This window comes from Quyinboa sediminis (assembly GCF_042219855.1).
Taxonomy (GTDB): domain Bacteria; phylum Bacteroidota; class Bacteroidia; order Bacteroidales; family UBA5342; genus JBHJHP01.
Genome location: NZ_JBHJHP010000001.1, coordinates 1,248,711 through 1,275,450, shown reverse-complemented (window position 1 = coordinate 1,275,450; position 26,740 = coordinate 1,248,711). Strand labels below are relative to the sequence as shown.

Here is a 26,740-nt window from a genome sequence, read left to right as displayed (position 1 = left end):
TTCCCGCGGTATGGTGTCGTGCGGTTGACTGTCCCACGAAGTGGAGACTGTCAAGCCGAAAACGACGGCATACGGAAATAGGATTTGCAGGTTAAAATAAAACCGCATGCACTATGACCGCGTGTTGTGGGTATGTGCCTTTTATTCTTCATTGATGGATTCAACTGTCATAAGCAAAAAGTCAAGGCTTTTTTTATAATTTAATTCTTCATATTCAAGCCCTAATTTCCTTATATTATGGTAGTAATCGGTTAGTTTTTTGTAATAATTTTTCTCTAGTTGAATTGAATTTGCTTTTTCTCCAATTTTCTCCTGTAAAAACCATTTTTCAATTAGTCTTGCTGTTCTTCCATTTCCATCTTGAAAAGGGTGTATTTTGACAAAAACTAAATGAATTAATGATGCATAATAAAAGATCTCAAATGAGTTTAATTCTTTTTTCTGTAGTAATCCGATATCTCTAAAAAGCTTATCAAGTTCGCTGTTAACGGATTCAGGACTTGCAGCAACATATTCAATTTGATCTTTACTGTTTATTACAAACATTGGATTGTTTCGGATTTGTCCTTGTTGACTTTTGGGTAACAAATTTGAACTTAAAATTGAATGAGCCTTTTTAACATTTTTGAGGTTTAAACTATTTGTATCTATGAATTCATATGCTGAGTACAAATCATCCGCTTTCTTGGTGTAATCTGCTTTGAATTTAACATTCATGAACTTGTGCTTGAAATAACTGTCAAAATCAATGTCTTCACCTTCTATTTTTGAAGAATAAACTGACGATACTGACTTATAAAACTGAAAATAATCCACTGGTAATTCAAGCTGTGGTATTCTATTCAATTTGTTTAAAGGAGATTCATTTACTTTCATAGTAAAATCAACCAATAATTCAGATGTAAGTATTTCAAAGCTCATATTAAAACTCTCTTTTCTCAAAGATAATTGATTCAGTGCTTTTATTTGAATTTTTTTTCATGCATTACCCACAACGTTCCCGCGGTATGGTGTCGTGGCAGTTTCTGTCCGATAGGATAGGAACTGTCAGGACGAAAAGAGCAGGCAGAGAACGTATATTCATTTTATTTTAAAAGTACTGCCATGCACTATGACCGCGTGTTAGCGCCAGTTTTTTTTCAATTTAGTTTTTCGTTGAAATTCAATTCAAACTTACAATCATAATTTCCTAAGTTAAATTCTCTTTCTCAGCAGGTAAATCTTTATGGATTTTATCAATTACAATAATGATGATTAGGGTAAATATTAACCATGTAATAGGTAAGATTATAAAAAGACTTATAAATCCAATTCCCCAATCTGTAACTCCATCGGATACATAACCGTCAGGTGTCATTATTTCTGTAATAAGGAAGAATAAAAATGGTATTGATAAAACAGAAATTAAAATTTTCAGAAATCTTCTCTCCGTTTTTCGACTCATGCTTTAGCTTTTCTAATAGTTTAGTTCAAGACTGTTTGTTATTTTAAAATTGGCGCTAACGTTGAGTGTATGGTGTCGTAAGGGATTGCGGGCTTCAAACCTATCAAGTTACCACCCAAAATTGATGCGGGTGATGCCGCTCGAAAACCTCTGAAACCCTTATGCACTATACACATTGTTGTATGGCGTACTTTTTTCAATTATTCTCTCGACTAAATCCCGAAAAGTCTTTATTTCAGGAATAAACATCATATCACTTTGGTCTTCAAACTCTTTTTTTGATGCATTTCCTGAAAACAATCCAATTATCAAAAGAATCACCGCTAAACCAAATAAAGGATACCAAAAAAATCCAGCTATAAAAACCAGAATTAAAGCAAACCATATCAATGAATTTGATTTACTCAACTTTGTTTCAGTTGTCTTAATCTCTGGAATAACACCAGTATAGTTTTTATTAATCTGTTCTATAAACTCCCCAAAATGATTTTTCAAATATGGTTCAATCAATGATGACGGTTTCAAATCTTTAGTATCCACACCTCTCTTAGTCAAGTTTCTTTTAATTGTCTTAAACAATGAAGCCGAAAGACAGTCTTTTCCGAATACTTTAATCGGTTTTACAATTTCAATCTGTGCATGATTTGATATTAATCTGCATACATCTCCAAGTCGTTTGGTTCTTGATGGCTCAAGTGTAGATTCCCAGTCATTTTCCGAAATAGTAATTTCAAATTCCTCATTCAGATATTTACCTAATTTTCTCCATGGGAGTAAATCCATCGAGTTGCGCCATTCCTTTATTGAAGAATCCATTGTCAAATCAGCTGTTGGGTCAGCTTCAACATCAAATTGGCTGCATAGTCTATGTTCTTCCTTAAAAATAAAGAAAACTTCTTCTGGTGTTAATTTTCTATAGTTACTTTCCATTTGCAGTTAGGTTTCTTCGTATGCCATACAACGTTCCCGCGGTATGGTGTCGTGCGGTTGACTGTCCCACGGAGTGGAGACTGTCAAGCCGAAAACGACGGCATACGGAATGTGGGTTTGCAAATTAAAACAAAACCGCATGCACTATGACCGCGTGTTGGCTGCTGGTTTTATTTCCACCATTCTTTATTCTCAATTTCCCTAGCTTTTCTTATCTCTTCACTTTCTTGCCAATAAGTATTAGCCAGTTTGAAATTCTTCCATCCATATTCTTCAAATTCTTTGCATGGACTAAACTCTGCAGCTCCACAGTCAAATCCGGGAGCATTTGGCACTCTATAATCACCCCAGTTACAAATTTTAGAAGTCCCATAATTATAGCTCGTCCAAGTACCTACAAATTGATTATTGGTCATGTCATCTGAACTACTTCTCAAATTGTTGTAAGTTAATGAGTCATTGTTAATGTAAAAATCTGTTGCTGATATTCCTTGAAAATAGCCCGTATGATTTTCATTAGAATTCTCCGTCAGTGTATAATCACAAAACAATACTCCAATTTTTTCTGGTTTTATTTTGATTCGATAAGGCAAATCGTATTTCCCTTCTGGATAAAGTCTTACAGTTTTGATTTTAATTATTCCCGTAAATTCACAGATGTTTGATTTGACTTTAGTTTTTCCATAAACAAAATAGTTTTCAGGATTATTTGGGTCCTTATTTATAGAAATCCATTTGATTTGGATTCTTTGCATGTTGTCTCCAATCACTCCGTAAATTTCACTTGATGGAGTGTGAAAAAATAACTCAGCCAGATCATAGTCAATCAATTCTGATTTTGATTCCTTAAAATCCAAACCATAGTTTGTAACATAATCTTTGTACCATTCATCTGGGGACTTTCGTTCTTGTCCAAAAACTTGAATACAAAATACCGTCAATGTCAAAATCAAGATACTTTTCATTATAAATAAAATAGTTTATATAGAACTTCATTCTAAACTTGCAGCCAACGTTCCCGCGGTATGGTGTCGTGCGGTTGACAGTCACACGAAGTGGAGACTGTCAAGCCGAAAACGACGGCATACGAAAAGTGGATTTGCAGATTAAAACACAACCGCATGCACTATTACCGTGTGTTAGGCGCTGTGCTTTATCTATGATCATAATATTTCTCAAATCTGGTATAATTTTCAAAATCAATCTTGGTAATTAAACTATCAATAAAATTTATCTCACTAGCTGTGAATTTCTTATTATAATCAATAATTGAATATTGAGATGGCGGTGGTGGCGGTCCCTCATATAATAAACTATCAAGTCCTAAGATATATTTTACTGTGTATAAACCAACGGGCGTAATGGCAATTGGAGTCCAAATGAATTCAGTTGTATCGTTTAAAACATATTCTAATTTTCCCAGAATATTTGTATCATTTTTTAATAATAAACCTTGAAATGCAGTCACTATTATTTTCCCATCTGGATAGTTAAGTAAATGGTCAAGTTCTGAGCTTGTAGCATTCTCCATTAGCCATCTTCGACGTATTAAGTCTTTTGAAATTTTATTTTTAGGGTAATTAAGATTAAACTCAAATTCATAGTCCTTTTTTATGGCTAAAACAGTATCCTTTATCTCAGGTCTTAATTTTGTCCAATCGTAAAATGTATCACGGCGATATGTAATTACAAGTAGAATTGAAATCAATATTATTATAATCCCAGTATATGCATAATACCTATTGTTTTCAAATCTTCTTATGGGAAACATGTGTTGAACTTAATCAAATTATTCCGGGTAGTTTTATATTTTTTCAGGACGCGTCAGCATTGCGCCTAACGGATGGCGGTATAAAATCGTTTGGGTGAGCGGGCTACGTTCGTATCCACCGTTACCAAACCTTGAGGCGTGGCAATATGCTGGAATACCCACTGCACCCCAAATGTTTTATGACCGCGTGTTGCCTGCTGGTGTTTATTAAGGTCCATTGTCTCTATACGTATAAATCCAAGTTCCATTATTTCTTGTCTGCCAGTATTTTGATTCTGGAATAGTATCAAGTTTTAAAATCCTATTAATGGAGTCTTTGTCAAACTGATTCGGATATTGTTCAATCATCCAATTATATGCCGAATGATTTAGTCCAATCTTGACTAAGTAGTCAAAATATCTGGTCATAAATTCTTTTGATGGAATTGTATCATAACTCTGCAATTCCAGATCAAGTTGTAATAATGACTTTATTGTGTCATTTACCAAATCCATTTGAAAATCAACCGAATTGTTAGAATCTGAGTAAATGTCTCTTATATCTTCCAATACTGTCAATACTTCGGACGCATTCCCTTCATTTATTCGTCTTTTCCAAAAATCGTGATAATATCCGGTGTCAATACGAATTGCTTGATAATAGAAACTTATTAGTCCATCAATAATTTGTTCAATTGTCAATCCTTCCCAATCGTGTCTCAACATACCTCCAAATCTATCTTGAAAGTACATTGTGTCTTGATAGCTTTCTTTAGATAGAATTTTCTCATATCCAATCGCTTTCAATGTATTATGAGCTGAAATCAGGTTGTCTGGTTTACGAATCCAATCAAATGGTGAATCGTTTGTTTGAAACAAATCTCCTTTGTTAATTCCTGCCCATTTAAAATACATCATTAAGTCACGGTATCCATCCTTTTGGTCAACATGTGGAATTGAGTTAATAAACTCTATTCTATTTTCAGTCCATCCACCGATGAATTTATCTGTCTTACTTATCGCTATGCAAGAAACTAATCCAAGAATAGAAATCGTTAAAATTTTAGTCATATGTTTCATTTTTGCACTGTCTTACACTTGCAGGCAACGGTTTTGCGGTATGAAACGGTTGGGTTTTCGGAGCGCGTTCGTATCCACCGTTGAAAAAGTTGATGCGAGAACAAATACTCGCAAACCACTGAACCCCAACTGTTTTATGACCGCATGTTGGCAGCAGTAAATATTTAATCAAGTTTAAATTCATGCGCTATTGTCTTTTCATCAAATTGTATTTCCTTATCTGTCTCGATAAGACTATTTTTAAATTTAATTTTACAAATGAATTTTTTATCAGGGTTAATTGTAAGTTCTTCTGCTGTAAATATTTGATTATATATTTTATAATCCACTTTTGCATTTGATTTTAAATTATCCAATGAGATTATTTCTCCTTTTGCAATACCTCTTTGTACAATTTGAATCCACTCAAGTATAACATATTTCAAATGAGTATATAAATCAATGTTTACAACGGGAACAGATTTGTTTAATATTTCTATAATGTTTGAATAATTAGTAGTAAGTTCGTTTTTATCATTGCATAGTAAAATGTAATCTCGCTCTTCTTCAAATAGTTTATCTTTACTTACAATATTTAGATACTGGATTGGCGATTTAATAAAATAATGTTCTAATTCTCCATCAGGTAAAATATATACATTGCATGTCTCGAATGCTTCAATTAGTTTATTTACTCTACCTAATATTAAATTTAAGTCAGGTTTTAATTTAGCAGAAATTACATTCTCGATTTTATCTTTGAATCTTTTTATACCTAATAATAAAGAATACCGATAATGATGGATTTCATCTGGAATTACAGCTAAAGCTTTCAGATGAATTATTAATTCTGATATATCAGAATCTGCTGTGGTTTTTGATATTAAATCATCTGCAATAATTTTTAGTTTTGATTCGACATCACCAATTTCTGAGGACACATTTGAACCGATTCCGTTTTGCTGAATAAACTTTTGAGCTCTTTCATCGGCACTCACAGTTTGTCTCAGTTTCCCTTTGAATAAGGTATCAAGGTCTGCTATAAATCTGGCTTTTAAATTAAGTTTTTTACAAATTCTAAAGAAAACCTCTAATTCATCTTTTCCACCAACGTCAATAACGGAAGACCCTGATGCCCCGATGTTTTTATTAAGTTTTTCAAACATCAAGGTAATTATCTGTTGATCAGTATGACCTTCAACAAATACAGGATTTGGTGAAAAAAAGAATTGTTTATGGTGTGTATTAAATCGAGGAAGAAATTTTTTCAATCTCCATTCATCATCAGCATTAAGTTCATCTATATAAGTCGGGGGTTTTTGGAAATGACAAACCAATAAATTCTGGAGATCGTTAATTGTTTGGAAATCTAAAAAATAAGGTGAATGTGTTATAATAAAGAATATTTTTTTTGAAGGATCTGTTTTAGGATTCCCTGACATTTTTCTTATCTCGGAAAGAAAAAATGATTGAAATTGTGGGTGTAAATGTAATTCAGGTTCATCAAAAATTAAACATTCATATTGGTCAGAATATAGAAAAGTAAAAAGTGTAATTAATTCCTTTAATCCATGACATTCTTGTTCCTTGAGGCTATATTCTGCTGTACCATTTAAGTCTTGTATTTTTGGCTTCATAAAACCACCTTCCTCAATCAATCGAATAGTTTTTTTAAAGATGTCAGATAGAAGTGCCTCAACTTTAATCCTGATATCCAGTCTTTCTTTTAATAATACAAATGCCGAGGTAGATAAACCATAATTATCTCCATTACTTTTAAATTGGCCAAAATGTGAAATATCAAAACCTCTTCTAAAATTGCTCGAAGTGAAATAACTATAATCATTTTTTTCTAAACCTGCCAGTCGCTCAGCATTCAAAATTCTTGCTTTATATCCTTTTTTATTTAACTGATTTTTCAAATTTTCAGCCAATAAGGATTTACCTGTTCCATTGGGCCCAACTATTAAGTTTATTTCACTCCATTGTGTTTTTTTAAAAGTCTTTTCTCCCCAAATTACTGGGATTTGAATTGGTTGTATGTCTATTTCAATCATGTTTCTATTTTTATTGCTGCCAACGTTCCCGCGGTATGGTGTCGTGCGGTTGACTGTCCCACGAAGTGGAGACTGTCAAGCCGAAAACGACGGCATACGGAATGTGAATTTGCTGGTTAAAACACAACCGCATGCACTATGACCGCGTGTTGTACACCGTTTTTTTATTAAAATATTTTAATTCCTTTATTAGCCTCTTTAAATAGACTTTGAAATTCAGTGTTTTCTAGTTTTATTTGTTTTATATTAATTGTAGAATTGAAATTACTTGGTTCCTTAAATTTATTTGTAGAATAAATGAATAAAGTATCACTTTCAATCTTGTAAAATATTTGACAAAGTCCTTCTAAAATAAAATCATTTTTATTATTTACATCAATATTTTTACTCGATGAATTTGAGATTGCCATAATTTGGCTATCGCCAGTTATTCCCCAATTTATTTTTTTCAAATACAATCTTGTTGAAGACTCTGGCAAATATATTGTCTCTATATCAAACACAGGAGTGATGATGTTATCATTTGAAATTCTAAAAAACTGATAACCTGCTAAAAATCCTAGTCCAAATAAAATGATAGTCCACAAAATCTTAGCCTGTATTTTCATTTTTAAAATGTTTTATTCTGAAAAGTTTGAATTACACGAGAAGTTAAATGGTGTACAACGTTCCCACGGTATGCTGTCGTGGCAGTTTCTTTCCTACGGGAAAGGAACTGTCAGGACAAAAGCGATAACCCGCGAATGTTGTAATATTTTATTTAAAAGTACTGCCATGCAGTATGACCGTGTGTTAGGTGCTGCTGTTTCTTTGTCTGCCCGCATTGAGATTGTAAGATCTGGTCATCTTTCCCGCTCAATTTCCCTGTCGTTAATCTGAAAACCCAAAACACGAAACTTTCCTGGTACTGAGGACAGTTGCTGCGACAACTATGAGTTTAAAGATCACACCCTATCTACTCAAACGTGAAGACCAGCAAAGGGGAGACGTTAATCCGGTGTCCGCCAACTCTAAGCACCATTAAAATAAAGCGTTGGCAAATTAACGTCTAACCAGCTAAGAGCAGCAACTAAATTAAAATTGACAGTCAATTTAATGACGGTTGCACCTAACGTTCCCGCGGTATGGTGTCGTGGCAGTTTCTGTCCGATAGGATAGGAACTGTCAGGACGAAAAGCGCTTGCAGCGAACGTTGAATTATTTTATTTAAAAGTACTGCCATGCAGTATGACCGTGTGTTAGGTGCTGCTGTTTCTTTGTCAGCCCGCATTGAGATTGTAAGATCTGGTCATCTTTCCCGCTCAATTTCCCTGTCATTAACCTGAAAACCCAAAACACGAAACTTTCCTGGTACTAAGGACAGTTGCTGCGACAACTTTGAGTTTAAAGATCACACCCTAACTACTCAAACGTGAAGACCAGCATAGGGGAGACGTTAATCCGGTGTCCGCCAACTCTAAGCACCATTTAAATAAAGCGTTGGCAAATTAACGTCTAACCAGCTAAGAGCAGCAACTAAATTAAAATTGACAGTCAATTTAATGACGGTTGCACCTAACTAGTATATATACCGATATAAATTCGGTATATCGTACCGTATTGGTCGATAAAGCCGAACTTTTGTCGATTTTATTTTTTTAAAGATAATCAAAGTTTTATATCGTTATTCGCGGACGGATCCTTTATTACTCAAATCAAAATCCTTATTGTAAACTACCATTTTTTCACTGCTTCGCCAACTCAGTTACATAAGAATACTGAGGATGTATTCACGGAAAATGAATTATTTCCGGAATTAAATCAAATAGCGTTCATACTTCCTAAAGAATTGCAGGCAAAATCAATTTTAAATATAGATAAAATTCAATTATAAGCAAGCAGTTCATGCTGGCAGGATTGCAATATGGAAAGATTTTAAATTATAAACTGAACAGGAAATGAATCAGGTTCAAATGAAATACGTTGAAGGAGAAGATGCCGGTTATATTCGCTGAGAAAAAACAGGGGAGAAGATTTTCTGAATAAAACACGGTGTCGGTTTTGTTTGACAGATGTCCGTACCTAACTATCTTGTAAATGAGCAACTTATGAACTGAATTGAAATGAGCGGGAAACGGTCCCGACACATCGGGAGGAGCCGCGACCTTCAGCAATCTACAATATTATTTTTAGAATGAATTTTAAGAATAAAGAGCGGGAAACGGTCCCGACACATCGGGAGGAACGGCGACCCTCAGCAATCTACAATATTATTTTTAGAATGAACTTTAAGAATAATGAGCGGGAAACGGGATTCGGACCCGCGACCCTCAGCTTGGGAAGCTGATGCTCTACCCCTGAGCTACTCCCGCCTGTACTGTTATCTACATCTCAAAAGTAAGTAAAATACTGATTGGATATTGCATCACTGAAGCATTTTAATTCATTTTATTAAATCACATAAAAAAGCAGCACTAAATCAGCACTGCTTTATTCAAATTGTTTTAAAATGCTTTAATCGTAAAACATCAGTGCACTGTCGTTAATTTCAATCTTGTGTGTGTTCACCAGTTTTATCATTTCGGCTCCAGCCAGTAACACCGGACCATATCCGTGGGCGGCATACACATTAACGGGTCGGAAATAATAAAAGGCAGGATCAAAGCCCATGCCGGTACCCACGCAGGTTCCTTCAACCTGTCCTTTGGCATTGACTTTAGTGGCTACTGCATTCCACGCCAGGCAAACCATCGGACCATAAACTTTGGCGTCAACATAGCCATTATTAATTGCTTTGGCTATGGAATAGGTGTAAATGGCGGTCGCCGATGTTTCAGGGTAGGTATCGTTTCTGTCTATTAACTGATGCCAGAAACCCTGTCCGGACTGGTATCTGGCAAGGCCGTAAATATGTTTCTGTAACAGATCCAGAATCTGCTCCCGGCCCTCATAATTTTCCGGTAACACATCCAGTAACTCTACCATGGCCATAATAGCCCAGCCATTGGCACGCGCCCAGTGAAACTGTGGGTGTTCATCCATTTCCTGGATCCAGCCATGCATAAAAAGCCCTTTCTCAGCATTAAACATGCGTTCCGAAAACTGTAATACCTGCTTTACGGCATCATCGTAATAAACGGTTTCCCCCGTGTAGTTCCCCATCCGGGCAAGCGCCGGAACACTCATAAACAGGTCATCCAGCCAGAGTGAGTTGGGCTGTGGCCTGTTGCGGGCCAGCGTACCGTCGTTCAGGCGGAATTGTTTGTTGTGAATGTAATCAATAAAGTTTTCAATCATCGGATCAGGATCACCATCGTAGCCGTCTTGTTCAGCCTTTATCATTGCGGCACACATGGCGCCGGCATCATCCAGGGCATGGGGATGCAGAACCCTGTACATGGCATGGTGCTTTCCGGGATTATCTTGGTCAAGTTTCAAGAACCACGGCCGGATATCTTCCAGGAAGCGGATGCGTTGAAACGTGTAGCCGGCATATTTAGGATCACCCGTAGCCTTTGAGGCCAGAAGCATGCCAGCATAGGTAACACCCCATTCATAGCTGATAAGCCGGAAATCGCCGGGCTTAAATATAGTGTTCAGGTTAATTTCTGCCTGATCCTGAATTTCCTTCCCCGTTGTTTTATCTTCAAGAATGGTTGGGGTGGTGGCACTGAGATAAGCATACACGCGGTCCAGAACCTTAACAATATCTGCCTCCTGTGGTTTTTGGTACGGAGTTTCATAATCCGGCTGCATCAGGTGAAGCGGCGTATTGGAGTCTGTTTGCTTCTGTTGTGCATGCAATGAAACGGTGATAAATAATAACCCGGTCAGGGATGCGGTTACAATTTTAATGTTCATATTTTCAGATGTTTAATTGAATTATTTCTCGTGGCTTGCCACGGTATTTCCTTATCGTCTCCCCCTTATTTTAAAGGTGGCTGTCAGAGGGGTAAAATAAACCCTTCATTCTATAAATGAATGACTTACAATAACCTTAGTCCTACGTCTTATATCTTAAATTTTATATCTTGATACCTGTTACCTGATACCTGTTACCTGATACCTGATACTATTTCAACTCCACATAACCTCTCAGTTTGCAGTCCCTCAACTCACGAATCTGCTCGGCAAGGGTCAATGCATTAAGTTTGGCACCGGCTTCGTTGGTATGCGTATGATCCTTTGGAAAATACTCACTCACCATTTTAGGTCCCATGGTTTCGTAAATCTCTGCCACAGCATTATTCAGGTCGATAAAAAATGCACCTTCAGCTTCAGCAGCTTCCTTTGCCCATAATCCGTAACTATCATCTACACGTTCCACTTTTCCATCGTGCCATATGTTTCTGGGGATCTGGGAAATTACAATAACACTTACATCTTTGTCCTGAGCCTCAGATATATATTTTTTCATGTACCAGCCGTAGGTGTGTACAATTTCCATGGTGCTGTCCGGGCGGGTAATCTGAATCACAGAATCGCTCATCCCTTTCAGTGAGCCCCTGAATTTGGGCTTATCAAGGTGACCACCATCGTTATGCCCGAATTGGATCAGTAAAAAATCACCTTTTTTAAGCTGATCCAGAACCTCTTTCCATAGTCCTTCGTAGCGGTAGCTTCGGCTGCTTCGTCCACCACGGGCTTTATTGATGACATTTACCCGCGTAGTGTCCATGTAGGCATACAATTCCCGTCCCCAGCCGATAACGCTGTCCCGGCCATTGGCTACCGTAGAGTCACCGATGATCCAGACATTACGTTTTACAGGGAATTTAATGACAGGATTTGCCAGCAGATAATCTTTCAGGCTGCAATCCTCCAGTTCTTTTAAGCCTTCTGCAACTTTTGAGGCTGCCAAAACAGCTCCTTCTGCTGATGTATGGGTGTGGTCGCGTTTGAAAAAATAAAAACCGGTTACGCTGTCTTTGCCTAACTTATTCATGGCAGCCGCCATTTTTGCATTCAGATCCACAAAACATACCTCTTCGAAATCGGCAACCTCACGGGCCCATTTCCCGTAATTATCATCATTGCGGATTACTTTGCCTTCGCTGTTCCAGTCGTTTCTCGGAATTGGAGAAAAGACGATCGGTATGGCACCTTTGGCTTTGGCTTCGGTGATGTATTGCCTAAGGTACCAGCCATAAGTGTGAACCGTTTCATGTTCGCCGGTCAGCATGTTGTCTATGTCTTCAGTTTCTTCGCCAATACCGTGAATGGTTCCTCTCGCACGGAAATTATCATTTAACGGGCCGTTATCGTTGTGCCCGAATTGCATCAAAACGTAATCGCCCGGATTTAGCCGGTTCAGCACATTGTCCCACAGGCCTTTGGTTCTGTAGGTTCGGCTGCTGGTTCCACCTAAGGCATGGTTTTCAATTACAACTTTGCTGGTATCGAAAAACTGGACAATGGGATCACCCCAGCCCCAGAGTCCGCCGGCGCCGTCTCCCTGTCCGTTCTTAACCGTGGAATCGCCGATAATGTAAACAGTTGGTTTTGGTACTTTTTCTTCTTCTTTTTTTGAATGGCATCCACTGAAAAGAAACACCAGCAGAATGAATTTCAGAAATCTGGTCATTTTTATTTTTTTTGGTTCATCAATTTATATGTCAATTTCCATTATTTATTATGAGCGATTAAAAACATAAAAAGCCTGAAGTATCAAAATATTGTATACTGATATGTTATATCAGTTTGTTCTTCTTGTTGTGTCAAAAATCAAAAATAACCAGCTAATTCGCACACTTGCCCTCATGTTCCTCCGCTAAAGCCTCCGCTACACGCGGAAAAGATGAAATCCTTCCCTGTGGGATCTTCCCTTCAGGGAATTAAAGGGTAGGCGCGGGAATAAAATCATCTGTCATTTCATAATTGACCTGACCCTTATTGCTTTTACTCAAAACTGGCATAAAAATAATAAAAATTGAGATGTGTAGGGAATGCCTTTACCTGATATTTGTGCGCCTTCAGCTGTTTTTACCACAGCATCGCTTGTATTTTTTCCCGCTGTTACAGGGACATGGATCATTGCGGTGAATCACTGTCTTTAAAACTTTTTTTTGATTTTTAAGATCCTGGTTAAAAATCTCTTCCATCAGCTTGTATAGTTCAGGGTGTTTGCTTGAGAGCATGGCCGGATTCTCAAAAAAATACTCGCTGGCCACAGAGAGAAATTCAGCACGGTTTGTGGCACCGTACGGATTTACATCAGACCGGCCGCTGGTAATGGCTTCTATTTCACCGGATATAAGGTTCAGCCAGGGCAGAGCATACTGTTTTTCCAGAAGCAGTTGTGGAATTCCATCTGTAGTACCATCTGCCTTATCTATTAGGTGGACAAATTCATGAATCGCCGTATTCCGCTTGTCACTGCTGTATAAAAAACCGTTTTTAAGAGCTGTTTTCGACAGGATCATTTTACCTTCCATAAAGCCGGTTCCAACCATCCCCAGTATATTGGTATCCTTGCCTGAAATCTGAAAACCATCGTTAAAGGATGACGGATAGATAAGGACTTCATTCAGGTTGTTGTACCGCCAGCTGGGAAAAGAAAAAACCGGAATAGTGGCACTGGCAGCAACCAGAAGCCGGTCTGTCATGTCGATGGTGCAGTCCACCGGTGTAATCCTGTAATTCAGTAAAAATTCAACTACTTTATATTCAAAACGATCCTGATCTGTTTTGTCCAGCGACCTGTAATATTCCACGTAATCTCTCAGAATCTTTCGCCACTGTTCGGGAAAGGGTTTTTCCGGCAGACGCCAGTTGCTGGTGTGTGCATTTTTATACAGGTAAAAAATACCGATGCCGGCCAGTATGACAATGGCAAAAACACTGTAATTCATATCTGGCTGTTACATTTTAAATGTGAGCAGAGAACGCATTTTGGGCTCATCCCAGTCGGTAGACTTTTTAAGCTCCTTCATGATCTCAAGGCGGGCAACTTCTTTCATTTTATTTTGATCTGTAAGTGTTCTTACATGAACCTGTACCGTATTCGACATTGTATTAACCAGGTGAACCTTTACGTTATATTCCTCGGATGCACAGGCTTGCTCTATCGCTTTTTTTGCATTCTCTATTGCTTTTTGTACCTGTTGCTGCTCTTCGTCAGTTGCTCCCGACGACATGGTCCACATCTGAAAATAGGTGATCATAACACCCGGCACATTATCAATGGCATCCTTGTAAGCGCCTTTGTATGCCTCTTCTTCGGTAGAAGCCTTTGAAATGCCCATGCCCCAGATGTATTTCGGGACTCCCTTCTCATCCTTAAGGTTCACGTCTTTGTAAAAGTCCAGCAGCGACTGTTTTAAGTCGCTTCCGTCCTTGCAAACAAATCCTTTTTTGCCATACATCACAGCTTCTGCAGAGGCCTTCTTTTCAGCTTTTTTTGATCCGGATTCAGACAGGGTAAAGTTTTGTGCCATGCCATTAAGGCAAAACATCACAAGTAAAAAAGTTAAAAGTGGTTTCATGGTAAATGTTTTTGACTCAGGTAAAAATACACTTTTTTTGTTTTGGTTCTCCTGCAACTTGATAAACAGGGTAAAACAGGCTTGCAATTGGATGGGAATTGTACTTATTTTGCTCCAAATATTACGGGATGAACGCAAAAACAAAAGCGGCTCGGTACGAGCGGATGTTCCTGCAGATTAAGGAACTGGTTGAACCGGTTAACAACCCGGTGTCGAGAATGGCAACCATTGCTGCAGTATTGCACCATAAAATGGACTATTTCTTCTGGACCGGATTCTACCTTCTGGATGGAGAGCAGCTTCATGTGGGGCCGTATCAGGGACCGCTGGCCTGTCTCAGGCTGAAACAGCACACGGGTGTTTGCTGGGCGGGTATCGACAGAATGGAAACTGTATTGGTGGGGAATGTGGAGGAATTTCCGGGACATATTGCCTGCAGCAGCCTCAGTAGTTCAGAGATTGTGGTACCGTTAAAAAACGGAGAAAAAATTACAGGATGTCTGGATGTGGACAGCCGAGAACTGAACAGTTTTGATGCGATTGACAGGGAAGGGCTGGAGAAAATAGTTGGGTTGATTTACGCTTGAAAGTCAGCGGATGAGTTTTGCAAAATAGTCACCCGGTGAATAATTCCGTTTTGTAAATAATCACCAGGTGACTAAAATACGTATTATTCTTTTTTCTTTTTCTGAACCGAAAAACCGAATTTGCCCACTTCTTCACCTAAACCGTAGTAATGCCCGTGAACGTACGAAATTGGTTTGGCAGCAGAAAGTTTAAATGCGCCGGTCTTCTCATTCAGGTAGGCATCATCGGCCATCACATTAACCACTTCGGCAATAAACATATGGTGAGTCCCAAGCGGCACAATATCTTTAACCTTACACTCTATATTAATGGGCGATTCTTCAATAACCGGAGCATTAACCACTGATGCTTTTCCCATGGTTAATCCCATTTCTTTAAATTTATTATACTCCGAACCGCTGCGCACACCGCACCAGTCGGTAGCTTTTGCTATATCCTCGGTGGTCAGGTTGATCACAAACTCCATGTTTTTCACAAGGATCGGATAGGAGTACCGTTCGGGTCGAACCGAAATATAACACATGGGTGGATTGGTACAGATGGTACCGGTCCATGAAACTGTAATAATGTTATGTTCGTCCGGGGTTGAACCGCAGCTTACCATTACTGCAGGTAAGGGATAGATCATTGTTCCCGGCTTCCAGTTGATTTTAGCCATAATCGTTTGATGAGTTGCAAAGATATTGTTCGGAATGAAAAAATCCTATTCTTCCATTATAAATCTAAGGTTTTCCTGGTCCGTTATCTTTTCGCAGTAATGGCACCTCAGGTTTATATTTTGTTTGTCGGTGACATAAAACCGGGTCGTAATTCTTTGGTGATTGGTCACACAGGCCGGATTCATGCATCGAACAGCGCCGGTGATTTCATCGGGAACTTCAACCACTTTCTTTTCTGTTACCTGGTAATCCTCAATGGTGTTAAGTTTAGCCTGTGGAGCTACCAGCGCAATTTTATTCACATCGTTATCCTTGAAATAATACTCCGATATTTTTATAATCCCCTTTTTACCCTGTTGCTTACTGTCCAGATTGGTGCCGAAGGTAATCATGGTTTTTACTTTGTCGAGTCCCAGAATATTAATGACCTTAAACAGATTCTGAGCCGGAATATGATCGATTACAGTTCCGTTCTGTAATGCACTTACATTTAATTCTTTTTTAGCCATTTGTGTCATTTTTTCGGTTATACAAGTCCAAGGGCATAAGCAATAATTGCCATACGGGTAAATACCCCGTTGCGTGCCTGCTCAAAATAATATGCTTTTTCACTGCTGTCCACATCTTCGTGTATCTCATTCACACGGGGTAATGGATGCAGAACCCTGAGGTTGGGCTTGGTGTTTTCCAGCATCTTGCGACGCAGCACATAAACATTCTTAACTTTTTCATATTCAATAGGATCATTGAAACGTTCCTGCTGAACCCTGGTCACATATAAAATATCGGCTTCACTGATGATCTCTGTAAATTCGGAATGTTCAAAATAACGCAGTCCTTTTGCCGTACAATAGTTTTTATACTCTTTCGGCATTTTCAGTTCATCCGGAGAGATAAAATTGAAGATTGGGTTGAAGTGTGCCATGGCCATCAGCAGGGAATGCACCGTGCGGCCATATTTGAGGTCACCTACCATAAAAATGTTGAGATCCTGAAGTGTACCCTGGGTTTTCTGGATTGAGTACAGATCAAGCAAGGTCTGTGATGGGTGCTGGTTCGCACCGTCGCCCGCATTGACCACCGGAATGGATGCCTGCTCTGAAGCAAATTTGGCACTGCCCTCCAGCGGATGACGCATCACAATGAGATCGGCATAGTTGCTGACCATCTTAACGGTATCCTTGAGTGTTTCGCCTTTTGAGGTGCTGGATGACTTGGAATCCGAAAATCCGATAACTCTTCCTCCCAGTCTGTTAATGGCTGTTTCAAAACTCAGCCGTGTACGGGTGGATGGTTCAAAAAACAAAGTGGCAATCACTTTCCCTTTTAACAGGTTCTGGTTGGGATTTTTCTCAAAATAAGCAGCCAGATCAACAATTCTCAGAATCTCCTCTTTGGAGTAATCCGTAATTGATACTAAACTTTTGTGTTTCATGTATTCCTTGTGTTTTTCAGTTTTTAAGTCAAAAAAAAACCAACATTACGTTGTGTAACATTGGTTTATCTGAAATTTATTGTTTGTTTTTCGTTGTCGGAAAAATAAAACCGAAACCCTTTCGGGGACTTACTGTGCCCTGATTTGCTTAGGAGGTTGCAGTTTGGAATTATTTTAGTCATCTTAAAGCTCAAAAATAGTATATTTACCGCGATAATGTAATCTTATTGAGTGATTTTTTTCACACAGTTTTCAACAGGTTTTAATTAAAAAATATTTTATAAAACCTTTTATACTGTGGATTGTTTTATACAAAAAAACAGCAGTGTCAATGGCACAAAAGAACAACGACCCATTCAGTTATTTAGCTAATAGTGAGATAGGATCCCTTGATGCAATGTATCAGCAATACCTGGAAGATCCTGAAAGTGTTGAAAATTCCTGGAAAGACTTTTTTAAAGGTTTCGATTTTGCTTTAAAAGCGTATAAAGATCCGGTTGCCGTAGAAGGCGATGCCTTAAGCGATAAAGAGTTTAAGGTGTTGAACCTGATAATGGCCTACCGTCAGCGGGGGCATCTGTTTACAGAAACCAATCCTGTGCGAAAACGCCGGAAATACTTTCCTACACTTGATATAGAAAACTTCGGACTGGTAGAGGATGACCTTGACAGGGAATTTTATGCCGGTAATCATATTGGTCTGGGATCAGCCAAACTGAAGGATATCATTTCACATCTTAAAAATACCTATTGTAAATCCATTGGTGTTGAATACCTGTATATGCGACATCCCGAAGTCGTTTCCTGGCTGGAGGAACGTATGGAAAAGTCTCAGAACAGGATCAGTTTTACACCCCGCCAGAAAAAAGCATTTTACAAGCAGCTGATGCAGGCTGTCGATTTTGAACAGTTTATTCATAAGAAATTTATAGGTGAAAAACGGTTTTCTCTTGAAGGAACCGAAGCACTTATTCCGGCTATTTTTGCCATCGGTTTTAAAGGTGTGGAGATGGGAGCCAAAGAATATACTATTGGTATGGCTCACCGTGGAAGACTGAATGTACTGGCAAATATTCTGCAGAAACCACCGGAACATATATTCCGTGAATTTGAAGGGGAAGAGTATGAGGGACGCATCTCACTTGGAGATGTGAAATATCACCTGGGATATGGTCGTGAAGCTCAGATTCACCACAAATATAAAACCCTGGTTAACCTGGTCCCTAATCCATCGCACCTTGAAGCTGTTTTGCCAATACTGGAAGGCATTACACGTTCAAAGATAAACAACAAGCATGCCGGCGATGTCAACAGCGTTGTGCCCATTGCCATTCATGGTGATGCCGCCATTGCCGGACAGGGTGTGGTTTACGAAACAGTGCAGATGGCACAGTTGCCCGGATACAAGACGGGTGGGACAGTGCATATCGTAATCAATAACCAGGTAGGGTTCACTACCGATTACCTTGAAGCACGTTCCAGTACCTATTGTACCGATGTGGCAAAAGTTACCCGTGCCCCGGTTTTTCATGTCAACGGTGACGACGTGGAAGCCATTGTCTATACGGCTTTACTGGCAACGGAATTCAGACAGAAATTTAATTCAGATGTTTTCATAGATATCCTGTCCTACAGAAAGTATGGCCATAACGAGGGTGATGAACCGAGATTCACGCAACCGTTGTTGTATAAAGAAATTGCCAGCCATCCGAATCCGAAGGATATTTACGGACAAAAGCTTATCGAAGAGGGCGTTTGTACTGCCGATGAGCTGGAAAAGATGAATGAGGATTACAACCAGATGCTGGAGGATAAGCTTGCCGTTGCAAGGGAATCAAAAAAACTGGATATCCGGCAGTTTATGCCACTTACCTGGAAGGATTTCCGTTATCCGGATTTGGAAGATTTCTTTAAACCTGTGAAAACAGCGGTAAAGAAGGACGATCTGGTGGATATCGGCAACCGCATCAACCTTTTACCGGATGATATAAATCTGTTCAGTAAAGCGGTAAAGATTGTAAACGATCGTAAAAACATGGTTGAAAACGGTGTTTTCGACTGGGGAATGACAGAGCTGCTGGCGTATGGTACACTCATTGAACAGGGCTTTGGCGTACGCTTAAGTGGCCAGGATTCTGTTCGTGGAACATTTGCACACCGTCATGCTGAACTTACAGTAGAGGGAAGTGAGAAGCGCTTTAAGCTCTTACAAAATGTTGGAAAGAAAGGTGGACGTTTCAGTGTGTATAACTCTCCCCTGAATGAGTATGGTGTTATGGGCTTTGAATACGGTTATGCTCTGGCTGATCCGAATACACTGACCATCTGGGAGGCGCAGTTTGGCGATTTCGCCAATGTGGCACAGGTCATCATCGACCAGTTTGTAAGCTCCGGTGAGGAGAAATGGGGCAATATGAACGGCCTGGTACTGTTGCTGCCACATGCTTACGAAGGTCAGGGACCGGAGCATTCCAGCGGACGTATTGAACGCTTTCTTGCCCTGGCTGCACGGAACAATATGCAGATTATGAACCTGACATCACCGGCCAATCTCTTCCATGCATTCCGTCGTCAGATGTTGAGGGATTTCAGGGTGCCTATGGTCATATTTACACCAAAGAGCCTTTTACGGCATCCCAAAGCTGTTTCTACTTACGACGATTTAACCAAAGGTGAATTTCAGGAAGTGATAGACTGCGATAATAATAAACCGGAAGATGTTACTCGCGTGGTATTCTGTACCGGAAAAATTTATTACGATCTATTGGAAAGAAAACAGGATCTTGATGCACAGAAAGTAGCACTGATTCGTATTGAACAGCTGCATCCGTTTCCTGAGGAAGCTATAAAAAATATAATCAGTAAGTATTCCAATGCCTTATTACATCTTTGGGTTCAGGAAGAACCGGAGAATATGGGAGCATGGTATTATATCCGCGAAAATCTGCGTGATGTACAGCTCATTCCTGTTGCACGCCGTAAAAGCGGAAGTCCTGCTACCGGACTGAAAGGCCTGCATAAAGTAGGGCAGAAGGAAATTATTGATAAAGTTTTCCGCAAGTGTACCTGTAAACTGAATAATGATTACTGTGCATTGCAGTGCGTGGAAGGTGCTTCACGCAAGGAAATACTTAAACAACATTATTTCTTACACGATCAGTCAAAATTCTCAATATAAGAACCATTTACTATGATTTTAGAAATTAAAATACCTTCACCGGGTGAATCCATTACAGAAGTTGAGCTGGCAACGTGGAATGTCAAAGATGGCGATCAGGTTAAAAAGGACCAGGAGGTAGCCGAGATTGAATCCGATAAAGCCACATTACCGCTTCTGGCAGAACAGGGTGGAAAAATTACCATTCTTATAAAAGAGGGTGAAATGGCCAAACCGGGTGATATTGCCTGTAAAATTGATACTGAGGCGAAAGGCGCTGTTTCTGAGGAAGCGGTAGAAGAACCGAAAAAGGAACAAAAAGAGGAACCTGAAACGAAAAAGGTGGAGAAACCTGCAGAAAAAGAGGAGGTCAAAGAATCAAAACCGGAGAAAAAGCAAACAGCTTCTGAACCGGCGCAGGAAAAATCTCCGGAAACCAACGATGTTAAGGTGACGCCTGTGGCTCAGGCTATGATGGAAGAAGCCGGTGTATCTGTTGAAGATATCATTAATGGCCTTAAACGGATCAGCAGCAGGGAAGTTAAAATGGTTCTCAATGAAAAGAAAGCACCGTTGCCAACCGGCAATGTGGAATACGAAGGGCGCAAGGAAGAGCGTCAGCGAATGTCTCAGCTAAGGAAGAAACTGAGCAAGCGTTTGGTTGCGGTAAAGAATGAAACAGCTATGCTGACTACTTTTAACGAAGTGGATATGCACAGGATCATCAGTCTGCGACAGACATATAATGAACAGTTTATCGAGAAATATGGTATAAAGCTCGGTTTTATGTCCTTTTTCACCAAAGCTGTTGCAAAAACACTGAAACACTTCCCCATGGTAAATGCGCGGATTGAGGAGGATCAGATTGTTTTGCCTGATTTTGCTGATGTGGCCATTGCAGTTTCCACGCCAAAAGGGTTGATGGTCCCTGTGGTGCGGGATGCTGATAAAAAATCCATACCGCAGATAGAACAGGAGATTGCAGATCTGGCTAAAAAAGCCCGTGAAGCAAAGTTGTCTATTGAAGAGATGACGGGCGGAACATTCACAATCACCAATGGTGGCGTATTTGGGTCCCTGCTTTCCACACCGATAATAAATCCGCCGCAATCTGCTATTCTGGGCATGCATAATATTGTGGAACGTCCGGTAGCTGAAAACGGTCAGGTGGTTATCCGTCCGATGATGTATGTGGCCTTATCCTACGATCACCGGATCATTGATGGAAAAGATTCTGTAAGTTTCCTTGTGAAACTGAAGCAGTATATTGAAAATCCGGAAGGCTTGTTTATGGAAATTTAATATCTGGTATCATGTATCAAGATAATGTGTAGTCGAGACGCCCAATTTGGGCGTCTTTTTCTTTTTCATAGCAGCTAAAATCAGCGAGAAATAAAAGGAGTTCTCGCAGAGTGCCGCAGATGAAACACGCAGAGTCGCGCAGAAAAGTATTAAATTAAACAGATTTATCTCTGAAACTCAAAGCCAAAATATAAGCTGTTCAAAAGAAGGTTCTGCGAAAATCCGCGTAAAATAATCCGCGAAAATCAGCGAGAAACAATAAAGTTATCACAGAGTACCGCAGATGAAACTCACAGAGTTGTGCAGACAAACACTAAGCGTCAAAATACTGAACATCACTAATTATATTTGTTGCTATATATGTTGCAGAATATAGTGCAAGGCATTGACTTTCTAAACTTATTTTCATAACGTTGTACTTTAGGGCCCTAACCCAACATGTTATTAATCACTAAATTACTAAACCATGAAAGCAATTCATTTACTTTTAATTGTGTTATTGGCGTATTCACCTTTTATGAATGCACAGTTTTTCCATGAGAGTTTTTTAACTTCCGATTTGTACCAGGTCACCATGGGTGGCGAAGGAAACGATGGAAAATCAGACTATTTCCAGCGGGTGACAAACGACAGTATTGATATTCACTACAGCGGAACAGACAGCATCTTTTTTGCCGGTCAGGACATTGACGACGGCGGCTGGGAAGGCAGTGACAGCCCTTCACAGTTAACCTGGTCAGGTATTGACATTAAGAATATGGTAAAAGTGCGCTTTGAAGGTTTGTTTGCTGAAGTAATTCAGGATGGAGGTGAAATTGACCGGACTGACGGCGTTGTACTCCAGTATAAAGTTGACGATTCAGACTGGGAAAATCTTTTGGTTTTCGGTAATGACGGTTCTGCTTATAATGCTTTGATGTACTGGGATACGGATTTTGATGCCATAGGCGACAGTACCTGCATTTCATCTGAAGAAGGAACCATGGTTAAGATTGAACAGTCTTTCTTTGTCTGGGGAGATACCCTGGCACTCAGAATTTCAGTGAACCTGAACAGTGGAAAGGAAGATATCGCTTTTGATGAATTTAAACTTTTTGAGGAAACCATTTCAGGTGCCATCAGAACAGAACAGGAACACGATCAGTTTAAACAACTAGGTAACTGTATTGTCCTTAAGGACAAAACTGTCAGCAGAGTGGAAATCTATAATCTGAACGGTAAGCTGATAAAAGCTGTAATACCTGAAACGTTGACTGTTTCTTTGGAAGAATTGACAAAAGGAGCCTATATCGTACGGTTAAAATCAGAAAACCGGTTTATTACAGGTAAGATCCTGATACATTAATTGAGCAGTTGTCAGTACTCCGGGTGGCTTAAGGTATGTCCGGAAGCCACCCGTTTTCTCAACAGATTAAGTTTAACTGGCAGAGATTAAACAATTTATAAAACATCGTGTTTATGTTGCATGACCCGCTGGTATGCAAGCATATTACTCTCTGTATTTTTACTCCAGGTATTTCTTCCGGTAGTACCTTGGCTGGAATATTATCTGAATCATAAATATATTGTTGAGAACTTATGTGTACAACGGGATCAGGAAGTGAATACCTGTAACGGGTGCTGTCATCTTAAGGAAGAGATAAAAAAAGTGGCCCCTCAACCTGAAAAAAACCAACAGAATTCACCTGCAGGCAAGCTGAATTTAAAGTCGCATTTTGATGAATATATTATTAGCATAAAGCAATTAAAGCCGGAACAACAAGTGGTAAAACATCTGTTTACCAAACTTGAATTTCTTTATTCCTACCTTTACCGGCGCAACTGTTTTCATCCACCTGAACGTATTATCCCGTAAAACGCCTGAAACGTTAGTTTGGGCAACATCCGTAAAGCATACATTCATAAATGTATAACTGTAAATTTTATATGATACAGGATTGCAGGTTATGTGTTGCAATCACTGATTTTTTTAACTGAGATAATAGCAAAAATGAAAAACAAACTTTTAAGATATGTAGGTGCATTGTTGTTGCCATCTGTAATGGTTTTATCCTCATGTGAAGACAATAACACAGATCCGGTTAACCAGACAGAAATGATCACCATTGCTGAAGGGATTAGCCATTCAGGAGATTACAGTGTAAAAATCATGGCCGTTGATTCACTGTTTGAGGGCTATAATAAACTACATATTTCTCTTTTTGAAACCGGAACTCAAACTGTTGTTAATGATGCCGTGATGCAGTTTCATCCTTTAATGGATATGATGACAAAGGTACATGCAGCACCTGTAGAGAACCCTGTTCAATCTGAACAGAATGGAAGTTATGACGGTGCAATCGTATTTATAATGCCTTCCACAGACGATATGGGCTGGTCGTTAAAGCTTACGATTGACGATGGAGGTTTCAGGGATACTATTAACCTGCAGCTCCCTAAAGTCAGAGCTTTGGATGAAGTGCGCAAAATAATGGTTGTGTCAGGTATTGACAGTACTGTTTATTTCGTGTCACTGCTTTCACCTATGGATCCGGTAGTAGGAATGAACGACATCGAATTTGCGGTACATTATAAACAAAATATGATGAGCTTCCCTGCAGCAGATGATCTGACACTGGAAATTGAACCTGAAATGCCTTCAATGGATCATGGATCACCCAATAACGAAAACCCTGTATTCACAGGTAACGGGCACTATAAGGGCAAGGTGAATTTTACCATGACCGGTTGGTGGCGTGTAAACCTGGTAATAAAGAAAGGTAGCGGAATGGTGAAGGATAATGCCTATTTTGATATTACATTTCAGTAAGTTCCCGGTTATGCATAAACTTACATTCCTCTTATTTCTGTCTTTTGTCCTGTTTAAAGCAGCTGCACAGCATCAGACATACAGGACTAATGATACGCTTTTAATTGATGAAGTGAAGATATCAGCATTTCAACCTGTTAATGACAGGTTGATGCTGAATTTTTACAAGACATCGCAGTTCTCATCCATTGATGATATTACAGCACGACTTGGCGGCGTTTCTCTTATCCGCCGTGGTGCCTACGCCATGGAACCTCTGATTCATGGAATGGGAGCCGGCCGGATAAATGTTACCATCGACGGGATGCATATGTTTGGCGCCTGTACCGATAAAATGGACCCGGTTACATCGTATATAGAACCTGTGAATCTGTCCTCAATCCAGGTCTTGTCCGGATCAGAAGGTAACCGAATGGGAAGTACAATTGGTGGTTCACTGAATATGGTAACCGAGGAACCAATACCGGGTGCCGGAGAATCATACGGCGCTGAAGGCGGGTTGTTATATACCGGAAACTCAAAAGGAATTGACGGCAATATATCCTTTTATCTGAACCAAAACAGATGGGCACTCTTATTCAGTACAACCACGAGAAACCACTCTGAATACCGTGATGGTAATGGTAGCATTGTCCCTTTTTCGCAGTTTTCCAAGAAAAATATGCATGGTGCCGTCGCCTATCAGTTAAAAGAAAATCAGATTATAAGGGGCGATATTTTATATGATGATGCACGGAATGTAGGCTATCCGGCACTGCCGATGGACGTGTCTCAGGCAACGGGTCAGATTTACAGCCTGGATTATAAATTATGGAACCAGGGAAAACTTGATCTGCTGAGAGTCAAACTGTATGGGAATGCGGTGTATCATCAAATGGATGATTCGCAACGTGATTCTGTATTTTACCTCGAAACTGGCGATACCGTGGTGATGCGCATGGATATGCCGGGCTGGAGTAAAACTTTTGGTGCATATGCACAGGCGGATTATCGGGTAGGAAACAATGGTCATTTATTTGTGAAACTTGATAATTATCTGAACCAGGCCAGGGCTGAAATGACCATGCACATGCGTAACTTTCGCTCTCCCGGTGAACCACCGATGTATGTGGAGACCTGGCCGGATATGCAACGGTTTGTGTCGGGACTATATACCAGTTATGCGCATAATTTCAGCGAAGTACTGAAACTCATTGCGGATGTCAGGCTCGACTATAGTACAACATCTGTAATTTCAGTTCCGGGTCAGAGACAGTTTACAGTATTTGGTTATGATGTTTCAAAACCCGATGCCAGGGTTGTAAAAGGTGGCAATGTCACATTAAAAGTGAACCCGGACAAACAATGGATGATTTACGTTGGAGGTGGTTATAGTGAACGGATACCGGATATAAGTGAGCTATACGGTTTTTATCTGTTTAATGCTTACGACGGATATGATTATATCGGAAATCCTGATCTGAAAAATGAAGCAGCTTTTGATGCCAGCTTTAAGCTGAGTTATACATCCGATAGGTTTAAACTGAAAGGGGAGGCCGGCTTGCATTTTATACACAACTACATCATGGGAATAACCAATCCATCCATCCCTAAAATGAATCTTTATGCCAGCGGAACAAGAATGTATCAGAATATTGATGGAGCACTGATATCCGGTAATTCATTATATATGCAGTGGCTTCCTGCAAAATTCTTTGGCGTTGTATCAACATTCAGGTATACCTATGGCCGGTTGTCAACTGGTGAACCGGTTCCTTTGATCGAACCATTTAAAAATTATACAACTGTTTATGTGCAGAAAAACCGGTTTACCCTGCAGGCAGAAAATGAAATAGCCGCAGCCCAAAACAGGATCAACATAGCATACGGAGAGACGAAAACACCGGGTTATAACCTGATTAATCTGCGTCTTTTATATGAGACAGAGCTGCAATTGTCTGGTGTGGAAATCGGGGCAGGTGTAAACAATATTTTAAATAAAACGTATAAAACGCATCTGGACTGGGGCAATATATATCGTCCGGGCAGGTCGGTATACGTGAGCCTACGGATAAAGATTTAAACTAAAACATAACAATTATGTAATA

The 26,740-nt window shown here is 39.5% G+C and carries 23 protein-coding genes and 1 tRNA gene; 8 read left to right on the top strand and 16 right to left on the bottom strand.

The genetic code is table 11. The features are described from left to right. Window positions 1-141: 141 nt before the first annotated feature. The 8 genes from ACE1EF_RS05270 to ACE1EF_RS05235 form a co-directional block, all read right to left on the bottom strand. Window positions 142-921, bottom strand: coding sequence for a Fic family protein (locus ACE1EF_RS05270; RefSeq protein WP_375719576.1), 780 nt, complete (start codon window positions 919-921; stop codon window positions 142-144). A gap of 268 nt (window positions 922-1,189) precedes the next feature. Next, window positions 1,190-1,444: a hypothetical protein gene (locus ACE1EF_RS05265; protein WP_375719575.1), complete on the bottom strand. Its 255-nt coding sequence runs from the start codon at window positions 1,442-1,444 to the stop codon at window positions 1,190-1,192. A gap of 159 nt (window positions 1,445-1,603) precedes the next feature. Continuing rightward, window positions 1,604-2,374 (bottom strand): hypothetical protein, encoded by a 771-nt coding sequence (locus tag ACE1EF_RS05260; RefSeq protein ID WP_375719574.1) that lies wholly within the window; start codon window positions 2,372-2,374, stop codon window positions 1,604-1,606. Between the two features lie 170 nt (window positions 2,375-2,544). Then, window positions 2,545-3,339 (bottom strand): hypothetical protein, encoded by a 795-nt coding sequence (locus tag ACE1EF_RS05255; protein WP_375719573.1) that lies wholly within the window; start codon window positions 3,337-3,339, stop codon window positions 2,545-2,547. A gap of 188 nt (window positions 3,340-3,527) precedes the next feature. Then, window positions 3,528-4,145, bottom strand: a complete 618-nt coding sequence (locus ACE1EF_RS05250; protein ID WP_375719572.1) for a hypothetical protein — start codon at window positions 4,143-4,145, stop codon at window positions 3,528-3,530. A 207-nt stretch (window positions 4,146-4,352) separates the two neighbouring features. Further along, on the bottom strand, window positions 4,353-5,195 hold the full coding sequence (locus ACE1EF_RS05245) for a hypothetical protein (RefSeq protein ID WP_375719571.1): 843 nt from the start codon (window positions 5,193-5,195) through the stop codon (window positions 4,353-4,355). Between the two features lie 173 nt (window positions 5,196-5,368). After that, window positions 5,369-7,240, bottom strand: coding sequence for an ATP-dependent nuclease (locus ACE1EF_RS05240; RefSeq protein ID WP_375719570.1), 1,872 nt, complete (start codon window positions 7,238-7,240; stop codon window positions 5,369-5,371). Between the two features lie 167 nt (window positions 7,241-7,407). Then, window positions 7,408-7,848: a hypothetical protein gene (locus ACE1EF_RS05235; protein ID WP_375719569.1), complete on the bottom strand. Its 441-nt coding sequence runs from the start codon at window positions 7,846-7,848 to the stop codon at window positions 7,408-7,410. Between the two features lie 7 nt (window positions 7,849-7,855). Between ACE1EF_RS05235 and ACE1EF_RS05230 the strand changes: the two genes are divergently transcribed. Then, window positions 7,856-8,119, top strand: a complete 264-nt coding sequence (locus ACE1EF_RS05230) for a hypothetical protein (protein WP_375719568.1) — start codon at window positions 7,856-7,858, stop codon at window positions 8,117-8,119. A 1,400-nt stretch (window positions 8,120-9,519) separates the two neighbouring features. Here the strand turns inward: ACE1EF_RS05230 and ACE1EF_RS05225 are convergent. The 5 genes from ACE1EF_RS05225 to ACE1EF_RS05205 form a co-directional block, all read right to left on the bottom strand. Further along, window positions 9,520-9,591, bottom strand: a tRNA-Gly gene (locus tag ACE1EF_RS05225). 142 nt (window positions 9,592-9,733) lie between these two features. Continuing rightward, window positions 9,734-11,080 (bottom strand): glycoside hydrolase family 88/105 protein, encoded by a 1,347-nt coding sequence (locus ACE1EF_RS05220; protein WP_375719567.1) that lies wholly within the window; start codon window positions 11,078-11,080, stop codon window positions 9,734-9,736. Between the two features lie 211 nt (window positions 11,081-11,291). Then, window positions 11,292-12,803 carry a rhamnogalacturonan acetylesterase gene (locus tag ACE1EF_RS05215; protein ID WP_375719566.1) on the bottom strand — a complete coding sequence of 504 codons (1,512 nt, stop codon included), beginning with the start codon at window positions 12,801-12,803 and terminating at the stop codon, window positions 11,292-11,294. A 388-nt stretch (window positions 12,804-13,191) separates the two neighbouring features. Then, window positions 13,192-14,070: a zinc-dependent peptidase gene (locus tag ACE1EF_RS05210; RefSeq protein WP_375719565.1), complete on the bottom strand. Its 879-nt coding sequence runs from the start codon at window positions 14,068-14,070 to the stop codon at window positions 13,192-13,194. 9 nt (window positions 14,071-14,079) lie between these two features. Further along, entirely contained in the window at window positions 14,080-14,703 is a 624-nt protein-coding gene (locus ACE1EF_RS05205; protein WP_375719564.1) for a hypothetical protein, read from the bottom strand. Between the two features lie 128 nt (window positions 14,704-14,831). On the opposite strand from ACE1EF_RS05205, the gene ACE1EF_RS05200 reads away from it, so the two are divergent. Continuing rightward, on the top strand, window positions 14,832-15,290 hold the full coding sequence (locus ACE1EF_RS05200; RefSeq protein WP_375719563.1) for a GAF domain-containing protein: 459 nt from the start codon (window positions 14,832-14,834) through the stop codon (window positions 15,288-15,290). A gap of 83 nt (window positions 15,291-15,373) precedes the next feature. Here ACE1EF_RS05200 and ACE1EF_RS05195 read toward each other — a convergent pair whose 3' ends face one another. From ACE1EF_RS05195 to pyrB, 3 genes are read right to left on the bottom strand one after another with little or no spacing between them, the layout of a single operon-like run. Beyond that, window positions 15,374-15,949 carry a flavin reductase family protein gene (locus ACE1EF_RS05195; protein WP_375719562.1) on the bottom strand — a complete coding sequence of 192 codons (576 nt, stop codon included), beginning with the start codon at window positions 15,947-15,949 and terminating at the stop codon, window positions 15,374-15,376. Window positions 15,950-15,994: 45 nt separating this feature from the next. Continuing rightward, window positions 15,995-16,459 carry an aspartate carbamoyltransferase regulatory subunit gene (pyrI, locus tag ACE1EF_RS05190; RefSeq protein WP_375719561.1) on the bottom strand — a complete coding sequence of 155 codons (465 nt, stop codon included), beginning with the start codon at window positions 16,457-16,459 and terminating at the stop codon, window positions 15,995-15,997. 17 nt (window positions 16,460-16,476) lie between these two features. Next, window positions 16,477-17,385, bottom strand: a complete 909-nt coding sequence (pyrB, locus tag ACE1EF_RS05185) for an aspartate carbamoyltransferase (RefSeq protein ID WP_375719560.1) — start codon at window positions 17,383-17,385, stop codon at window positions 16,477-16,479. A gap of 331 nt (window positions 17,386-17,716) precedes the next feature. Between pyrB and ACE1EF_RS05180 the strand changes: the two genes are divergently transcribed. The 6 genes from ACE1EF_RS05180 to ACE1EF_RS05155 all read left to right on the top strand — a co-directional run bounded on the left by ACE1EF_RS05180 (window position 17,717) and on the right by ACE1EF_RS05155 (window position 26,715). Beyond that, window positions 17,717-20,563, top strand: a complete 2,847-nt coding sequence (locus tag ACE1EF_RS05180; protein WP_375719559.1) for a 2-oxoglutarate dehydrogenase E1 component — start codon at window positions 17,717-17,719, stop codon at window positions 20,561-20,563. 12 nt (window positions 20,564-20,575) lie between these two features. Next, entirely contained in the window at window positions 20,576-21,844 is a 1,269-nt protein-coding gene (gene odhB / locus ACE1EF_RS05175; protein ID WP_375719558.1) for a 2-oxoglutarate dehydrogenase complex dihydrolipoyllysine-residue succinyltransferase, read from the top strand. A 466-nt stretch (window positions 21,845-22,310) separates the two neighbouring features. Beyond that, window positions 22,311-23,189, top strand: coding sequence for a T9SS type A sorting domain-containing protein (locus ACE1EF_RS05170; protein ID WP_375719557.1), 879 nt, complete (start codon window positions 22,311-22,313; stop codon window positions 23,187-23,189). Window positions 23,190-23,309: 120 nt separating this feature from the next. After that, a complete protein-coding gene (locus ACE1EF_RS05165) occupies window positions 23,310-23,699 on the top strand; it encodes a hypothetical protein (RefSeq protein WP_375719556.1) in 390 nt (129 codons plus the stop codon). A gap of 135 nt (window positions 23,700-23,834) precedes the next feature. Beyond that, window positions 23,835-24,653: a FixH family protein gene (locus ACE1EF_RS05160; protein ID WP_375719555.1), complete on the top strand. Its 819-nt coding sequence runs from the start codon at window positions 23,835-23,837 to the stop codon at window positions 24,651-24,653. A 10-nt stretch (window positions 24,654-24,663) separates the two neighbouring features. After that, window positions 24,664-26,715, top strand: a complete 2,052-nt coding sequence (locus tag ACE1EF_RS05155; RefSeq protein ID WP_375719554.1) for a TonB-dependent receptor plug domain-containing protein — start codon at window positions 24,664-24,666, stop codon at window positions 26,713-26,715. The last annotated feature ends 25 nt before the right edge of the window (window positions 26,716-26,740 follow it).

Bases quoted from the DNA above. Each gene is read 5' to 3' on its own strand.
- ACE1EF_RS05270 (WP_375719576.1), bottom strand. From the start codon at position 921: ATGAGCTTTGAAATACTTACATCTGAATTATTGGTTGATTTTACTATG.
- ACE1EF_RS05265 (WP_375719575.1), bottom strand. From the start codon at position 1,444: ATGAGTCGAAAAACGGAGAGAAGATTTCTGAAAATTTTAATTTCTGTT.
- ACE1EF_RS05260 (WP_375719574.1), bottom strand. From the start codon at position 2,374: ATGGAAAGTAACTATAGAAAATTAACACCAGAAGAAGTTTTCTTTATT.
- ACE1EF_RS05255 (WP_375719573.1), bottom strand. From the start codon at position 3,339: ATGAAAAGTATCTTGATTTTGACATTGACGGTATTTTGTATTCAAGTT.
- ACE1EF_RS05250 (WP_375719572.1), bottom strand. From the start codon at position 4,145: ATGTTTCCCATAAGAAGATTTGAAAACAATAGGTATTATGCATATACT.
- ACE1EF_RS05245 (WP_375719571.1), bottom strand. From the start codon at position 5,195: ATGACTAAAATTTTAACGATTTCTATTCTTGGATTAGTTTCTTGCATA.
- ACE1EF_RS05240 (WP_375719570.1), bottom strand. From the start codon at position 7,240: ATGATTGAAATAGACATACAACCAATTCAAATCCCAGTAATTTGGGGA.
- ACE1EF_RS05235 (WP_375719569.1), bottom strand. From the start codon at position 7,848: ATGAAAATACAGGCTAAGATTTTGTGGACTATCATTTTATTTGGACTA.
- ACE1EF_RS05230 (WP_375719568.1), top strand. From the start codon at position 7,856: ATGTTTTATTCTGAAAAGTTTGAATTACACGAGAAGTTAAATGGTGTA.
- ACE1EF_RS05220 (WP_375719567.1), bottom strand. From the start codon at position 11,080: ATGAACATTAAAATTGTAACCGCATCCCTGACCGGGTTATTATTTATC.
- ACE1EF_RS05215 (WP_375719566.1), bottom strand. From the start codon at position 12,803: ATGACCAGATTTCTGAAATTCATTCTGCTGGTGTTTCTTTTCAGTGGA.
- ACE1EF_RS05210 (WP_375719565.1), bottom strand. From the start codon at position 14,070: ATGAATTACAGTGTTTTTGCCATTGTCATACTGGCCGGCATCGGTATT.
- ACE1EF_RS05205 (WP_375719564.1), bottom strand. From the start codon at position 14,703: ATGAAACCACTTTTAACTTTTTTACTTGTGATGTTTTGCCTTAATGGC.
- ACE1EF_RS05200 (WP_375719563.1), top strand. From the start codon at position 14,832: ATGAACGCAAAAACAAAAGCGGCTCGGTACGAGCGGATGTTCCTGCAG.
- ACE1EF_RS05195 (WP_375719562.1), bottom strand. From the start codon at position 15,949: ATGGCTAAAATCAACTGGAAGCCGGGAACAATGATCTATCCCTTACCT.
- pyrI (WP_375719561.1), bottom strand. From the start codon at position 16,459: ATGGCTAAAAAAGAATTAAATGTAAGTGCATTACAGAACGGAACTGTA.
- pyrB (WP_375719560.1), bottom strand. From the start codon at position 17,385: ATGAAACACAAAAGTTTAGTATCAATTACGGATTACTCCAAAGAGGAG.
- ACE1EF_RS05180 (WP_375719559.1), top strand. From the start codon at position 17,717: ATGGCACAAAAGAACAACGACCCATTCAGTTATTTAGCTAATAGTGAG.
- odhB (WP_375719558.1), top strand. From the start codon at position 20,576: ATGATTTTAGAAATTAAAATACCTTCACCGGGTGAATCCATTACAGAA.
- ACE1EF_RS05170 (WP_375719557.1), top strand. From the start codon at position 22,311: ATGAAAGCAATTCATTTACTTTTAATTGTGTTATTGGCGTATTCACCT.
- ACE1EF_RS05165 (WP_375719556.1), top strand. From the start codon at position 23,310: ATGACCCGCTGGTATGCAAGCATATTACTCTCTGTATTTTTACTCCAG.
- ACE1EF_RS05160 (WP_375719555.1), top strand. From the start codon at position 23,835: ATGAAAAACAAACTTTTAAGATATGTAGGTGCATTGTTGTTGCCATCT.
- ACE1EF_RS05155 (WP_375719554.1), top strand. From the start codon at position 24,664: ATGCATAAACTTACATTCCTCTTATTTCTGTCTTTTGTCCTGTTTAAA.